We start from the raw sequence: 15,053 nt of genomic DNA on the forward strand, positions 1-15,053 counted from the left end.
TCAGGCCGATGGAGTCCACAACCAGGGAGGGTTGTCCGTGTCAGTTCCAGCTGCTCAGACCCTCGCACCTCGGAAGCAGGGGAAGATCCGGCGACCTGCCGGAACCCTCTACCGCGGTCGCGAAGGCATGTGGTCGTGGGTGCTCCACCGCATCACCGGTGTCGCCATCTTCTTCTTCCTCCTCGTGCACGTCCTCGACTCGGCTCTCATCGCCGTGAGCCCCGAGGCGTACAACGCGGTCATCGGCACGTACAAGAACCCGATCATGGGCCTCGGCGAGACGGGTCTGGTCGGAGCGATCGCGTTCCACGCCCTGAACGGCCTGCGGATCATCCTGGTCGACTTCTGGAGCTGGGCGACCCGCAACCAGCGCGTGCTCTTCTGGGTCGTCATCGGCCTGTGGGTCGTGCTCATGCTCGGCTTCGCACCCCGTCACCTGATCAACGTCTTCAGTGAGGGAGGTGCCCATTGAGCACCGTCGCCGCTCCGCGGACTCCGCACACTCCCACCCGCTCCTCCGGGTCCAACTGGGAGAAGTGGGGCTGGATCTACATGCGCGCCTCCGGCGTCGTGCTGATCGTCCTGATCTTCGGGCACCTGATCTTCAACCTGCTCCTCGGCGACGGCATCAAGGCCATCGACTTCGGGTTCGTCGGCGGCAAGCTCGCCAACCCGTTCTGGCAGTGGTGGGACGTCCTCATGCTGTGGCTCGCGCTGATCCACGGCGGCAACGGCATGCGCACGCTGGTCAACGACTACGCGACCTCGCCTCTCCTGGCCCGCGCTTTCAAGGGCGGCATCCTCGTCGCGGTCGTGTCGCTGATCGCCCTGGGCACCTGGGTCGTCTTCGCGTTCGACCCGTGCCCCGCGGGCGCCGATCCGGCACTCCTGGCGTCGTTCTGCTCGGCCTGATCACTCCGAGCACCGCCACTCCCGTCCTCGTCCCTCCCTTCCCGCACATCGGAGCATCTCCCCAGTGAGCACACCAGGCCACACCCACGGCGGTTCAGACCAGAGCGCCTTCACCCAGACCGTCGGACCCGACGGCGTCCATTACCACCAGTTCGACGTGGTGATCGTCGGAGCCGGCGGTGCCGGGATGCGGGCGGCCATCGAGGCCGGTCCGAAGGCGAAGACCGCCGTGATCTCGAAGCTCTACCCGACGCGCTCCCACACGGGAGCGGCGCAGGGCGGCATGGCCGCCGCCCTCGCCAACGTCGAGGAGGACAGCTGGGAGTGGCACACCTTCGACACCGTCAAGGGCGGCGACTACCTCGTCGACCAGGACGCGGCCGAGATCCTCGCGAAGGAGGCCATCGACGCGGTCATCGACCTCGAGAACATGGGCCTGCCCTTCAACCGCACCGAGGACGGCAAGATCGACCAGCGCCGCTTCGGCGGCCACACCCGTGACCACGGCAAGGCGCCGGTCCGCCGTGCCTGCTACGCGGCCGACCGCACGGGCCACATGATCCTGCAGACGCTGTTCCAGAACTGCGTCCGCCTCGGCATCAACTTCTACAACGAGTTCTACGTGCTCGACCTCGTGATGACCGAGGTCGACGGGGTGAAGAAGCCGTCGGGAGTCGTCGCCTACGAGCTCGCGACCGGTGAGCTGCACGTGTTCCAGGCGAAGGCGATCATCTTCGCGACCGGCGGCTTCGGCAAGATCTACAAGACGACGTCGAACGCGCACACCCTCACGGGCGACGGCGTCGGCATCATCTGGCGCAAGGGCCTCCCGCTCGAGGACATGGAGTTCTTCCAGTTCCACCCGACCGGGCTCGCGGGGCTCGGCATCCTCCTCACGGAGGGAGCGCGAGGCGAGGGAGCGATCCTGCGCAACGCCTCCGGTGAGCGCTTCATGGAGCGCTACGCGCCCACCATCAAGGACCTCGCACCGCGCGACATCGTCGCCCGTTGCATGGTGCAGGAGGTGGCGGAGGGGCGCGGCGCAGGGCCGCACAAGGACTACGTGCTGCTCGACTGCACGCACCTCGGCGCCGAAGTGCTCGAGACGAAGCTCCCGGACATCACCGAGTTCGCGCGCACCTACCTCGGGGTCGACCCGGTCGTGGAGCCGGTGCCGGTCATGCCGACCGCGCACTACGCCATGGGCGGCATCCCGACGAACGTGAAGGCCGAGGTCCTCTCGGACAACACGACGGTCGTCCCCGGCCTCTACGCGGCCGGCGAGTGCGCCTGCGTCTCGGTGCACGGCTCGAACCGTCTGGGCACGAACTCGCTCCTCGACATCAACGTCTTCGGGAAGCGCAGCGGCAACAACGCCGCCGACTACTCGCAGACCGTCGACTTCACTCCCCTGCCCGCCGATCCGGCCGGCGCGATCCGCGAGATGCTGACGTCGCTCCGCGCAGCGACCGGCACCGAGCGGATCGCCTCGATCCGCAAGGAGCTGCAGGACGAGATGGACAAGAACGCGCAGGTGTTCCGCACCGACGAGTCGCTGAAGTCGGTCACCGACACGATCCAGCGCCTCCGCGACCGGTTCCGCAACATCTCGGTGCAGGACAAGGGCAAGCGCTTCAACACCGACCTCCTCGAGGCCGTCGAGCTGGGCTTCCTGCTCGATCTCGCCGAGGTCGTCGTCTACTCCGCTCGCAACCGCAAGGAGAGCCGTGGCGGTCACATGCGCGACGACTTCCCCAAGCGCGACGACGAGGGCTACATGCAGCACACGATGGCGTACCTCTCCGGTGACGCCCACTCCTCCGACGCGGGAGACCACATCCGCCTCGACTGGAAGCCCGTCGTGATCACCCGGTACCAGCCGATGGAGAGGAAGTACTAGCCATGTCGACCGCTACCCTCGAGCAGCCCCCCGCAGCCCCCGCGGCACCGGAGGCGTTCACCGTCACGTTCATCATCCGCCGCTTCGACCCCGAGGTCGACGCCGAGCCGCGCTGGCAGGACTTCGACGTCGAGATGTTCTCGACCGATCGCGTCCTCGACGCGCTGCACCGCATCAAGTGGGACCAGGACGGGTCGCTGACCTTCCGCCGCTCGTGCGCGCACGGCATCTGCGGCTCCGACGCGATGCGGATCAACGGCCGCAACCGCCTGGCCTGCAAGACGCTGATCAAGGATCTCGACATCTCACAGCCGATCTACATCGAGGCGATCAAGGGCCTGCCGCTCGAGAAGGACCTCGTCGTCGACATGGAGCCGTTCTTCGCGTCGTTCCGCGAGGTGCAGCCGTTCCTGATCGCCAACACGCCGGCCCCCAAGGGCAAGGAGCGAGTGCAGTCGGTCGCCGACCGCGCCCGCTTCGACGACACCACCAAGTGCATCCTCTGCGCCGCATGCACCTCGTCGTGCCCGGTGTTCTGGACCGACGGGCAGTACTTCGGCCCCGCCGCGATCGTCAATGCGCACCGCTTCATCTTCGACTCGCGCGACGATGCGGGCGGAGCACGCCTCGACATCCTCAACGACAAGGAGGGCGTGTGGCGCTGCCGCACGACCTTCAACTGCACGGAGGCGTGCCCGCGCGGCATCCAGATCACGCAGGCGATCGCCGAGGTGAAGCAGGCCGTCATCCGCGGCCACGCCTGACCCCTCCTGCACGGTGGAAGCCGCCGTGCGCGCTCGATCCCCGGATCCGGCGTGCACGGCGGCTTCCATCGTGCACGCCCTCTCCTCCACAGGTGGTGGTCGGCCTCCGTTGTGCACGGATGCATCCGGTGGCCGTCTGACGAGCACGCGGCCCGCCACACTCGCTGCGTGCTCACCGGAATCCTCCACCTCTCACGACTCCGTGCTCTCGGAGTCGATCACCGTGCTGCCGTAGAGCGCGGCACGCTGACGCGTCTCCGGCCCGGTTGGTTCGCTGCCGCCGATGCGAGCGACGACCAGGTGCAGGCCGTTCTCCAGGCGGGATTCGTCTCCTGCCTCTCGTACTTCGGCACCCGCGGCGCATACCGGTCCGAGGGCCGGCAGCTGCATCTCGGCGTCGCCGGCTCGGACCGAGCGCGCTCTCCGCTACCTGACGTGGTGCTGCACTGGAGCCGTCGAGCGCCGATGTCGAAGGGGCCCGCCGTCGAGGCGTCGGCCGAGCGAGCACTCGAACACCTGCTCCTCTGCCAGCCGCCGGACGAGGCCGTCGCTGTGGTCGACTCCGCTCTGCACCTCGGGATCATCGGTCCCGGGCTGCTCGCCAGTACTCTCGCCCTGCTCCCCGCGCGCCTTCAGCCCTTGCTGCCCGCGTTCGACGTCCGGGCGGAATCCGGTCTCGAATCGCTGACCCGCTTCCGGCTCCTCGCCTGCGGCATCGTCTGCCGACCGCAGGTCGCGATTCCGGGGGTGGGGCGGGTCGACCTGCTGATCGACGAGTGGTTGATCATCGAGCTCGACGGCAGGCAGTGGCATGGGACAGCTGATGCGTTCACGAGCGATCGGCGCCGCGACGCCGCGGCCGTCCTCCGCGGGTACACCGTGCTCCGATTCGGCTACTCGGATGTCGTCCGCGCCTGGAGCCGGACGACATCCACGATCCTGGCGACTCTCGCGCGAGGCCGCACTCGCTGACTCTGCACGCTCGATGTCGTCATGCACGCGCGATCCACCGATCGGGCGTGCACGGAGACGTCGAGCGTGTACCGGCGCCCTACGCTGGACGCATGACGGAGGCGGCGACCGAGACCCCGCGCGGCATCCCGGCGCTGGTCGAGCGGTTCATGCGCACCCGACCGATGCGGGTGTTCCTGCACTACTCCGAGACGGGTGGGCCGCTGTTCGCCTCGGGGCTCGCATTCCAGGCGCTGTTCGCCGTCTTCGCCGCGCTGTTCGTCTTCTTCGCCGTCTTCGGATTCGCTGTGCGCGACAACGCGGTGCTCCGCGACTCCCTTCTCGATCTCGTCACCCGCTCGGTGCCCGGCCTCATCGGCGGGAAGAACGCGCTGGTCTCGATCGACACACTGCTCGACTCGTCGATCCTCGGCTGGACCGGCGTCATCGCCGCCGCCGGTCTGCTCTGGACGGCCCTCAACTTCCTCGGGAGCCTGCGCCAGGCGGTGCGGATCCTGTTCACGCTCCCCGGCCCGACCACCCTCTTCGTACTGCTCAAGCTCAAGGACGCCGGGCTCGCCCTCGTCTTCGGCGCGGTGCTCCTCGTCTCGGCGGCGCTGTCGGTGTTCTCGACGTCCTTCCTCGACGTGGCGTTCGAGTTCCTCGGCATCGGGAGCGACTCGATGCTCGGCAAGGTGGCCGGAACCGCGATCGGCCTCGTGATCATGCTCGCGCTCGACACGGCGACGCTCGCGGGCTCCTTCCGCATCCTCTCGGGGATTCCCATTCCGTGGAAGAACCTCTGGGTCGGCGCGGTGATGGGCGGAGTCGCTCTCGGCGCCCTGAAGGTCCTCGGGACCCAGCTGCTGGGCGGCGCCTCCCGGAACCCGCTACTCGCCTCCTTCGCCGTGCTGATCGGTCTGCTGATCTGGTTCAACCTCGTCTGCCAGGTCGTGCTGATCGCCGCGTCGTGGATCTCGGTGGGCATGAGCGACGCGGGCATCTCGACGCGCAAGCTGACCCCTGAGGAGCGGGAGCGCGAGCAGCAGGAGCAGCTGCGATCGGCCCGCCGCACACTGGCCGAGGCCGAGCGCGAGCGGCTGCGGACGGCGCTGCCGGACGCCTCGCTGCTCAAGCGCCGCCGCCTCGAGCGGCAACTCGCGAAGCTCGAGGAGGAGCTCGACGAGCTCGCCGTGTAGGGCTGCTCACCACGACGTCTGTCGAACATGTCCGTTTCTGTTGACATCCCACATGAACGGGTCTAGAAAGATGTAAACGCAGATTCGAGGTCGGCAACGACACCGCGGGTCGCGAGCATCATCACGGCGAGACGACGGAGTCCACATGTACGCACCGGAGCGGCACCAGGCGATCCTGGACCGTGCCCGCTCGAACGGGCGGGTCGAGGTCCGCGACCTCGCGCAGTCCCTGGCGGTCACACCCGAGACCATCCGCCGCGACCTCACCAGCCTCGAGAAGCGCGGTCTGCTGCGCCGGGCCCACGGAGGCGCGATCCCTGTCGAGCGACTGGGCATCGAGCCCGAGGTGGCCGCCCGCGAGGGCCACCTCGCCGCCGAGAAGGACCGCATCGCGACCGCCGCTCTGGCCGAGGTCCCCGACGGCGGTTCCATCGCCATCGACGCCGGGACCACCACGGTCCGCCTCGCAGAGCTGCTCCCCCTGGACCGCCGGCTGACGGTCGTCACCCACTCCCTCCCCGTCGCGATGGCGCTCGTCGGCCGGCCCAACATCGATCTCCACCTCCTCGGCGGTCACCTGCGCGGAGTCACGCAGGCCGCGGTCGGTCCCTGGGTCACCCAGGCGATCGCCTCCGTCTCGGTGGACGTCGCCTTCATCGGCACCAACGGCATCAGCCGGGAGCGCGGGCTCACCACCCCCGATCTCGACGAGGCCGTCGTCAAGACGGCGATCATCGCCTCCGCGCGCCGGGTCGTCGTCCTCGCCGATCACTCGAAGTTCGGCCGCCAGGACTTCGGGCACGTCGCCCCGCTGTCCGCGGTCGACACCGTCATCACCGACGCCGATGTCGACGACGAGCTCGCCGACGACATCGAGTCGGCCGGCCCGGAGGTCGTCCGCGCATGATCGTCACCGTCACCGCCAACCCCAGCATCGACGTCACCCTGTCGACCAGCGGCTTCACGATCGGCGAGGTCAACCGTGCGCACGACGTGCGCCGCGACCCCGCCGGCAAGGGCGTCAACGTCGCCCGAGCCCTCGCCCGCAACGGCGTGGAGGCGACCGCGATCTACCCTGCCGACACCTCCACCGGCCTCGACCTCTCGACGATGCTCGAGGCGGCGGGAGTCACGTCGGCCAGCACGCCGATCGCGCAGCCCATCCGCACCAACATCACCGTCGTCGACGACCGCACCGGCCGCACGACCAAGATCAACGAGCCCGGCCCCGCAGTGACTCCGGAGGAGGCCAAGGCCTTCTCCCAGCTCATCTGCGACCACGTCGTCACCGCCCCCCGCTGGCTCGTCGCCTGCGGCAGCGTCCCCCCGGGACTGGGCGACGACTTCTATCCGGCCCTCGGCCGGCTCGCCCTGCACTTCGGCGTCCCTCTTGCCGTCGACACCTCGGGGGCACCGCTGACCGCGATCATCGCGGCCGGCACCGCCACCCTGGTGAAGCCCAACCTCGAGGAGCTCGAAGAGCTCCTCGGCCGCTCCCTGCCGACGGTCGGAGACGTCGTCGCGGGAGCCCGTGCCCTCCTGAAGCTGCCGGACGCGCGAGCGCTCGTCAGCCTCGGCGAGCACGGCGCCCTCCTCGTCACGACGCAGTCGTCGTGGTGGGCGGGCGCCCCCGCCGTCGTCCCCCTCTCGACCGTCGGCGCCGGCGACAGCACCCTCGCGGGCTACCTGTCGGCGGCCGACGCCACGGAGGCGGAGCGTCTCGCGACCGCCGTCGCCTGGGGCACCGCCGCCGTCCAGCTCCCGGGCAGCGAAGCCCCGGGACCCGATTCCCTCCGCCTCGGCGACGTCACCGTCGTCGAGAACCCCGATTCCCACCTCCCGATTGGAGAACTGAGCGCATGACTGCTCTCACCGAGGCGTCGACGGTCATCGTCGACCTCACCGCCGCCACGAAGGACGAGGCCACCGCGCAGCTCGCGAAGACGCTCGCGGACGCCGGCCGCGTCACCGACCTCGACGGCTTCCTGGCCGACGTCCGCGACCGCGAGTCGCAGATGGCCACCGGCATGCCCGGCGGCATCGGGATCCCCCACGCCCGCTCGTCGCACGTCGTCGAGCCCAGCGTCGCCGTCGGCATCGCCAAGCAGGGCGTCGACTTCGGCGCCCCGGACGGCCCCGCCGACCTCATCTTCCTGATCGCCGCGCCCGACGGCGCCGACCAGGCCCACCTCAAGATCCTCGCCCAGCTCGCCCGGAAGCTGATCCACGAGTCCTTCACCGGGTCCCTCCGTGCCGCGTCCAGCGGCCAGGAGGTCGCGGACATCATCGCCAGAGAGGTCGTCGTGTCATGAGGATCGTCGCCGTCACCAGCTGCATCGCCGGCATCGCGCACACCTACATGGCGGCCGAGGCTCTCGAGCAGGCCGCCAAGAAGAAGGGCTACGAGATCCAGGTCGAGACCCAGGGCGCAGCCGGCTCCGACCCGATGTCCGACCAGACGATCGCCGACGCCGACGTCGTCATCCTCGCCGCCGACCTCGAGGTCCGCGGCAAGGAGCGCTTCGCGGGGAAGCCGACCCTCGAGGTCGGGACGTCGGAGGCGCTCGCCAAGGCCGCCGAGGTCATCGACCGCGCCGTCGCGACGGTGCAGGACGCGCCTGCCGCGGCCACCGCCTCCGCCGACGCGCCCCGTTTCGTCGCCGTGACCAGCTGCATCGCCGGCATCGCGCACACCTACATGGCGGCGGAGGCGCTCGAGCAGGCCGCGAAGAAGCGCGGCTACCCGATCCACGTCGAGACCCAGGGCGCCGCCGGCTCCGACGAGATGACCTCGGCCGACATCGCCGCGGCCGACGTCGTCATCCTCGCCGCCGACCTCGAGATCCGCGGCAAGGACCGCTTCGCCGGCAAGCCGATCCTCCAGGTCGGCGTCGCCGAGGCGCTCGCGAAGCCCGACGAGGTGCTCGACCGCGCTCTCGCGCTGCGCTCCGCGAAGCCGGCCGGCACCACCCCCACGCGTGCCGCAGCGTCCTCCGCGCCCGCCGCCGCCCCCAAGAAGGTCGGCGTCGGCACGCGCATCCGCCAGAACCTGATGACCGGCGTCTCGTACATGATCCCGTTCGTCGCGGCGGGCGGTCTGCTGATCGCGCTGTCGTTCCTGTTCGGCGGCTACCAGATCGTCAGCTTCACGCCGCAGCAGATCATCGACAACGGCTTCGACGCGTTCAACATCACCGACTGGGCCGGCGTGATGTTCCTGATCGGAGGCGCGACCTTCGCGTTCCTGGTCCCCGTGCTCTCGGGGTTCATCGCCTTCGGGATCGCCGACCGACCCGGTATCGCACCCGGGTTCCTCGGTGGCGCAGTGGCGGTCACCGTCGGCGCCGGCTTCCTCGGCGGCCTCGCCTCCGGCTTCATCGCCGGCTACGCGGCGCTGTACATCTCGCGCATCAAGCTGCCCGCGGCCTTCAAGTCGCTGATGCCCGTCGTGATCATCCCCCTGATCGCGACCTTCATCACCGGCTTCCTGATGTTCGTCGTGCTCGGCGCTCCGCTGCGCGCGCTGAGCGAGGGCCTGTCGGCCTGGCTGTCGGGTCTCACGGGTGGCAACCTCGTGATCCTCGGTCTCATCCTCGGCCTGATGATGGCGTTCGACATGGGTGGTCCGGTCAACAAGGTGGCCTACGCCTTCGCGACCACCGGCCTCGCCTCCGTGCCCGCCGACGGCGACCCCAACTCCGTGCAGTTCAAGGTCATGGCCATCGTGATGGCCGCCGGCATGACGCCTCCGCTGGGCCTCGCCCTGGCCACGACGCTGCGCAAGCGCCTCTTCACCGACGCGGAGCGCCAGAACGGCAAGGCGGCGTACCTGCTCGGCGCGTCCTTCATCTCGGAGGGGGCCATCCCGTTCGCGGCGGTCGACCCGCTGCGCGTGATCCCCTCGGCCATGATCGGCTCGGCCGTCACCGGTGCGCTCGTCGCGCTGTTCGGCTCGACCCTGCGCGCCCCGCACGGCGGCATCTGGGTGACCGGTCTCGTCGGGCAGCCGCTGCTCTACCTGGTCGCGATCCTCGTCGGCATGGTGGTCACCGCGATCTGCGTCATCATCGCGAAGAGCATCAAGCGCGCCCCGGTCGTCGCCGACGTGCCCGAGCCCGCCACGGCGCAGGCCGTCGCCGCCTGACCGGAGCCCCCCGAACGACCGTCCTGAGCGGTCCTGCCGGCGGTCCGCGCCTCCGTCGCCTTCTTCTTCTCCGAGGGAAGGTGGCGGAGGAGCGGGCCGCCGGCTGTGCTGGTTCCCGCGGCGGTCCCCGCCCGCCGCGGCACGGTCGGCTGCGCGACGCGAAGCGTTCCCGAAAGCACGGTGCGAACGGCTACGGGGAATCGCTGGCACGCGATTCCCCGGTTCGCCTCCGCCCTGCTGTGAGGCACGGTGCCGTCTGCAGGAGTGGGTGCGATCTGCAGGAGGTACCCGCCTCCAGCAGCGCGATCACACGGCGACCGGGCCGATTCGCCGATGAGCACCTGCAGACCGCACCAGCACCTGCAGACCGCACCATCACCTGCGGACCGCACAGCGCCTGACGGGAGGCGCATCCCCGCGAGCCGAGGCGAAGCGGGGATTCGTGTTCGAGCCAATCCTCGTAGCCGTTCGCAGCCCGCTCCTTGCAACGCACCACGTCGACGAGCCGACTGCTCCGCGGCGGGCGGGGACCGCCGCGGAGGAGCAGGGCCAGCTGCTCCAAATAGACTGTCGGGGTGACTCGTAAGCCGCTCCGTATCGCCACTGTCAACGTCAACGGCGTCCGCGCCGCCTACCGCAAGGGCATGGGCGACTGGCTCGCTGCACGCGACGTCGACATCCTCGCCCTCCAGGAGGTCCGCGCCTCCACCGACGACCTCACGGGGCTGCTGGGCGACGAGTGGGACGTGCTGCACGACGAGGCCTCGGCGAAGGGCCGAGCCGGAGTCGCGCTCGCCTCGCGCAACCGCGCCGCGATCCACCGCGTGTCGTTCGGCGCCGAGGACTTCGACTCCGCCGGCCGCTGGCTCGAGGCCGACTACGAGGTCGGCGACCGCACGATCACCGTGGTCTCCACCTATGTGCACTCGGGCGAGGTGGACACTCCGAAGCAGATCGAGAAGTACAAGTTCCTCGATGCCATGAAGGAGCGTCTCCCGCAGCTGCAGGAGCACAACGGGCTCGCCGTCGTGATGGGCGACCTGAACGTCGGTCACCGCACGCTCGACATCAAGAACTGGAAGGGGAACGTCAAGAAGGCGGGCTTCCTCCCCCAGGAGCGCGCCTACTTCGACGAGTTCATCGGCGCCGAGGGCGACGACGACTACAACGCCGGCGGAGGCTTCGGCTGGGTCGACCTCGGGCGTCGCTTCGCGGGCGAGGTGCCCGGCCCCTACACCTGGTGGTCGCAGCGCGGCCAGGCGTTCGACACCGACACCGGCTGGCGTCTCGACTACCAGCTCGCCACCCCCGCGCTCGCCGAGCTCGCCCGCTCCTACGAGGTCGACCGGGCCGACGCGTACGACACCCGCTGGTCCGACCACGCTCCCGTGGTCGTCGACTACGCACTCTGATCTCCACTCCCCCGCGGCCCAGCGCCGCGACACCGACCTCGCGAGGCCTTCGATGACCCCCAGCACCCCGGGCACCAAGCCCGTCATCTTCTCCGGTATGCAGCCCTCCTCCGGCTCTCTGCACCTCGGCAACTACATCGGCGCGCTCACGCAGTGGATCGCGATGCAGGAGGCGTTCGACGCGTACTTCTGCGTCGTCGACCTGCACGCCATCACGGTTCCGCAGGAGGCGGAGCAGCTGCGCGAGCGCACGCGCGCCACCGCAGCGCAGTACATCGCGGCCGGGATCGACCCCGAGCGATCGACGCTGTTCATCCAGTCGCACGTGCCCGCGCACGCCGAGCTGGCGTGGGTGCTCAACACCCTCACCGGGTTCGGCGAGGCCAGCCGCATGACGCAGTTCAAGGACAAGTCGGCCAAGCAGGGCGCGGAGGCCGCCTCGGTCGGCCTCTTCACCTACCCCGTCCTGATGGCCGCCGACATCCTGCTGTACCAGACCGACGCGGTCCCGGTCGGCGAGGACCAGCGGCAGCACCTCGAACTGACCCGCGACCTCGCGGCGCGCTTCAACTCGCGGTTCGGTGAGACCTTCACGATCCCGGAGGCGCACATCGCGCGGGAGACGGCGAAAATCTACGACCTGCAGAATCCCGGCGCGAAGATGTCGAAGTCCGCCGAATCGGACGCCGGGCTGCTCAGCGTCCTCGACGAGCCGAAGGTCACCGCGAAGAAGATCATGCGCGCCGTGACCGACGCCGAGTCGGAGGTGCGGTTCGACCGTGCCGAGAAGCCGGGCGTCTCGAACCTGCTCACCATCTACTCCGTTCTCGCCGATCGCACCGTCGAGTCGCTCGAGCAGGAGTACGCCGGCCGCGGCTACGGCGACCTCAAGAAGGGCCTCGTCGAGGTCGTCGCCGCGACCTTCGACCCGATCCGCGCGCGCACGGCCGAGCTGCTCGCCGACCCGGCCGAGTTGGATCGCGTGCTCTCCCGCGCTGCGGACCGCGCCTCCGAGACGGCGGAGCGCACGCTCGCCACGGCCTACGAGCGCGTCGGCTTCCTGCGGCGCACCCGCTGACGTGACGCTCCGACTCGCCCTCTTCGACCTCGACGACACCCTCTTCGCGCACGCCCACGCGGTGCGCGAGGGCATCGTCGACCGGGTGGGCGCGCTCGGCGCGCCCTATACGGCGCTCCCCGACGAGATCCAGCGCCGCTGGTACGACCTGGAGGAGGAGCACTACCACCGCTACCTCGCGGGCGAGCTCGACTACGAGGGTCAGCGCCGGGCCAGAGCGACAGCATTCGCTGCGGAGTCGGGCATCGCCCTCTCTCCCGAGGAGGCGAGTGGCTGGTTCGCCGCCTACCTCGAGCACTACGTCGCGAACTGGACCCTGCACGACGACGCTCTGCCCGCGCTCGACCGGCTCGACGCCTCCGGGATCCGGATCGGGATCATCACCAACGGCGACCTCGCTTTTCAGCGGAACAAGGTGGAGAAGCTCGGTCTGGCGCCGCGGATCGAGCACCTGATCGCCTCGGGCGCCGTCGGAGTCACCAAGCCCGACGCGCACATCTTCGAGGTCGCCTGCGAGCGGTTCGCTGTCGCTCCGGAGGACGCCCTCTACGTCGGCGACCGGCTCACCACCGATGCGATCGGCGCCGCCCGCGCGGGCCTGCGCGGAGTCTGGCTCGACCGCGTCGGCGGCCCCGAGCACGGCAGAGCCCTGCCCGCGGAGGCGGTCGCCCTCGGAGTCCGCCGCATCGGCTCTCTCGACGAGCTCCTCGCCTGATCCGACGGGACGCGCTCCGCTGAGTGTCGCCGATCGATCCCCATGCGAGTCCGGGAAAAAGGAGGTCGGCAAGCCGGACTGCTGACGGTGGGGGGTCTCGATACGCCCCTCCGGGGCTACTCGACCAGCAGGCATCAAGACACACCGGCCTGCTGCGGGGCTACTCGACCCGTCGGCGGAGAGCAGGCGTGCGCTGTCCCACTCCCGAGCCGCGGAACGCCGAAGCGCCCCGGGCCGACCCGAAGGTCGAACCGAGGCGCTTCACCGGCCGAGGACCGGACAGTCACGGAACAAGGCCGAGGCGTACAGGGAAATCGCGTGTGAGCGATTTCCCCTAGCCGGACGCAGGACGCTCTGCGAAACGCAACCGCCTCGCGAAACCGACCGCGCCACGGCGGGCAAGGACCGCCGTGGAAGGCTCACACCACGTCGTCGTCGACCCAGTCGAAGGTCTTCGTGACGGCCTTCTTCCAGAGGCGGTACTGGCGGGCGGCCTCGCCCTGGTCCATCTGCGGGGTCCAGCGCGAATCCTCCTGCCAGTTCTGACGCAGGTCGTCGAGGTTCGCCCAGAAGCCGACCGCGAGGCCCGCGGCGTACGCGGCGCCGAGCGCGGTGGTCTCGGCGACAACCGGGCGGACGACCGGCACACCGAGGATGTCGGCCTGGAACTGCATGAGCAGGTTGTTGGCGATCATGCCGCCGTCGACCTTGAGCTCCTGCAGCGGCACTCCGGAGTCGGCATTGACAGCGTCGAGGACCTCGCGGGTCTGGAACGCGGTCGCCTCGAGCGCGGCGCGGGCGATGTGGCCCTTGTTGACGTAGCGCGTCAGACCGACGAGCGCTCCGCGGGCGTCCGAGCGCCAGTACGGCGCGAAGAGTCCCGAGAACGCGGGGACGAAGTAAGCGCCTCCGTTGTCCTCGACCGTGGCGGCCAGCGCCTCGACCTCGGGGGCCGAGCCGATGAGGCCCAGGTTGTCGCGCAGCCACTGGATCAGCGAGCCGGAGACCGCGATCGAGCCCTCCAATGCGTAGTGCACCTCGCCGTCGCCGAGCTTGTAGCCGATCGTGGTGAGCAGCCCGTTCTTGGAGTGCACGATCTCGGTGCCGGTGTTGAAGATCAGGAAGTTGCCGGTGCCGTAGGTGTTCTTGGCCTCGCCCGGATCGAACGCCGCCTGACCGAAGGTCGCGGCCTGCTGGTCGCCCAGGATGCCGGCGATCGGGACCTCGCGCAGCAGCGAGGACGCCTCGACCTGGCCGTAGACCTCGGACGAGGAGCACACCTCGGGGAGCATCGACTTCGGGACGCCGAAGGCCTCGAGGATGTCGTCGCGCCACTCGAGGGTCTCGAGGTCGAGGAACAGCGTGCGGGAGGCGTTGGTGACGTCGGTCTTGTGGACGCCTCCGTCGGTGCCGCCGGTGAGGTTCCAGAGGACCCAGGTGTCGGTGGTGCCGAAGAGCAGGTCGCCGGCCTCCGCCTTCTCGCGGGCCCCCTCGACGTTCTCGAGGATCCAGACGATCTTGGTGCCCGAGAAGTAGGTCGCCAGCGGGAGGCCGACGACCGACTTGAAGCGGTCGGCTCCGACGTCGCCGGCGAGGCGGTCGACGATCGACTGGGTGCGGGTGTCCTGCCAGACGATCGCGTTGTAGACGGGCTTGCCGGTCGTCTTGTCCCAGACCACCGCGGTCTCGCGCTGATTGGTGATGCCCACGGCAGCGATGTCGTGCCGAGTCAGGTCGGCGCGGGAGAGCGCCTGGCCGATGACCTCTCGGACGTTGTTCCAGATCTCGATCGGGTCGTGCTCGACCCAGCCCGCCCGGGGGAAGATCTGCTCGTGCTCCTTCTGGCCCGTCGAGACGATCGATCCCTTCTTGTCGAAGATGATCGCGCGGGACGACGTGGTCCCCTGGTCGATAGCGATGACGTAGTCAGCCATGTGTGATTACTCCTTCGTAATGGGGTGAAGTGGGAGCGCGGCGG

At 69.5% G+C, this 15,053-nt stretch carries 14 protein-coding genes; 13 read left to right on the forward strand and 1 reads right to left on the reverse strand.

The window, feature by feature from the left end; genetic code table 11:
* Positions 1 to 37: 37 nt before the first annotated feature.
* The 13 genes from sdhC (at position 38) to ASG06_RS19175 (ending at position 13,075) form a co-directional block, all read left to right on the forward strand.
* Positions 38 to 472 (forward strand): succinate dehydrogenase, cytochrome b556 subunit, encoded by a 435-nt coding sequence (sdhC, locus tag ASG06_RS20550; RefSeq protein ID WP_442965621.1) that lies wholly within the window; start codon positions 38 to 40, stop codon positions 470 to 472.
* Positions 469 to 912 carry a succinate dehydrogenase hydrophobic membrane anchor subunit gene (locus tag ASG06_RS19120; RefSeq protein ID WP_056045400.1) on the forward strand — a complete coding sequence of 148 codons (444 nt, stop codon included), beginning with the start codon at positions 469 to 471 and terminating at the stop codon, positions 910 to 912. Before sdhC ends, ASG06_RS19120 begins: the two co-directional genes overlap by 4 nt.
* A 157-nt stretch (positions 913 to 1,069) precedes the next feature.
* A complete protein-coding gene (gene sdhA, locus ASG06_RS19125; protein WP_231727868.1) occupies positions 1,070 to 2,812 on the forward strand; it encodes a succinate dehydrogenase flavoprotein subunit in 1,743 nt (580 codons plus the stop codon).
* A 2-nt stretch (positions 2,813 to 2,814) separates the two neighbouring features.
* Positions 2,815 to 3,576, forward strand: a complete 762-nt coding sequence (locus ASG06_RS19130; RefSeq protein WP_056045406.1) for a succinate dehydrogenase iron-sulfur subunit — start codon at positions 2,815 to 2,817, stop codon at positions 3,574 to 3,576.
* Positions 3,577 to 3,744: 168 nt separating this feature from the next.
* Entirely contained in the window at positions 3,745 to 4,548 is an 804-nt protein-coding gene (locus ASG06_RS19135; protein ID WP_056045409.1) for an endonuclease domain-containing protein, read from the forward strand.
* 92 nt (positions 4,549 to 4,640) lie between these two features.
* The gene (locus ASG06_RS19140; RefSeq protein WP_056045412.1) at positions 4,641 to 5,726 is read left to right on the forward strand and encodes a YihY/virulence factor BrkB family protein; all 1,086 of its coding nucleotides are present in this window, start codon (positions 4,641 to 4,643) and stop codon (positions 5,724 to 5,726) included.
* A 145-nt stretch (positions 5,727 to 5,871) separates the two neighbouring features.
* On the forward strand, positions 5,872 to 6,633 hold the full coding sequence (locus ASG06_RS19145; RefSeq protein WP_056045414.1) for a DeoR/GlpR family DNA-binding transcription regulator: 762 nt from the start codon (positions 5,872 to 5,874) through the stop codon (positions 6,631 to 6,633).
* The gene (locus ASG06_RS19150; RefSeq protein ID WP_056045417.1) at positions 6,630 to 7,589 is read left to right on the forward strand and encodes a 1-phosphofructokinase family hexose kinase; all 960 of its coding nucleotides are present in this window, start codon (positions 6,630 to 6,632) and stop codon (positions 7,587 to 7,589) included. The genes ASG06_RS19145 and ASG06_RS19150 overlap by 4 nt, the downstream gene beginning before the upstream one ends.
* The gene (locus ASG06_RS19155; protein ID WP_056045419.1) at positions 7,586 to 8,038 is read left to right on the forward strand and encodes a PTS sugar transporter subunit IIA; all 453 of its coding nucleotides are present in this window, start codon (positions 7,586 to 7,588) and stop codon (positions 8,036 to 8,038) included. Before ASG06_RS19150 ends, ASG06_RS19155 begins: the two co-directional genes overlap by 4 nt.
* On the forward strand, positions 8,035 to 9,870 hold the full coding sequence (locus ASG06_RS19160; RefSeq protein WP_082499377.1) for a PTS fructose-like transporter subunit IIB: 1,836 nt from the start codon (positions 8,035 to 8,037) through the stop codon (positions 9,868 to 9,870). The genes ASG06_RS19155 and ASG06_RS19160 overlap by 4 nt, the downstream gene beginning before the upstream one ends.
* Positions 9,871 to 10,445: 575 nt before the next feature.
* Positions 10,446 to 11,282: an exodeoxyribonuclease III gene (locus ASG06_RS19165; RefSeq protein ID WP_056045422.1), complete on the forward strand. Its 837-nt coding sequence runs from the start codon at positions 10,446 to 10,448 to the stop codon at positions 11,280 to 11,282.
* 52 nt (positions 11,283 to 11,334) lie between these two features.
* Positions 11,335 to 12,360: a tryptophan--tRNA ligase gene (gene trpS / locus ASG06_RS19170; protein WP_056045425.1), complete on the forward strand. Its 1,026-nt coding sequence runs from the start codon at positions 11,335 to 11,337 to the stop codon at positions 12,358 to 12,360.
* 1 nt (position 12,361) lies between these two features.
* On the forward strand, positions 12,362 to 13,075 hold the full coding sequence (locus ASG06_RS19175; protein WP_056045428.1) for an HAD family hydrolase: 714 nt from the start codon (positions 12,362 to 12,364) through the stop codon (positions 13,073 to 13,075).
* A 419-nt stretch (positions 13,076 to 13,494) separates the two neighbouring features.
* On the opposite strand, the gene glpK is transcribed toward ASG06_RS19175, so the two are convergent.
* Positions 13,495 to 15,009, reverse strand: coding sequence for a glycerol kinase GlpK (gene glpK, locus ASG06_RS19180; RefSeq protein WP_056045430.1), 1,515 nt, complete (start codon positions 15,007 to 15,009; stop codon positions 13,495 to 13,497).
* Between the last annotated feature and the right edge of the window lie 44 nt (positions 15,010 to 15,053).

Origin of the sequence: Rathayibacter sp. Leaf185 (genome assembly GCF_001423885.1) — a bacterium.
In the GTDB taxonomy this organism is placed as follows: Bacteria; Actinomycetota; Actinomycetes; order Actinomycetales; family Microbacteriaceae; genus Rathayibacter.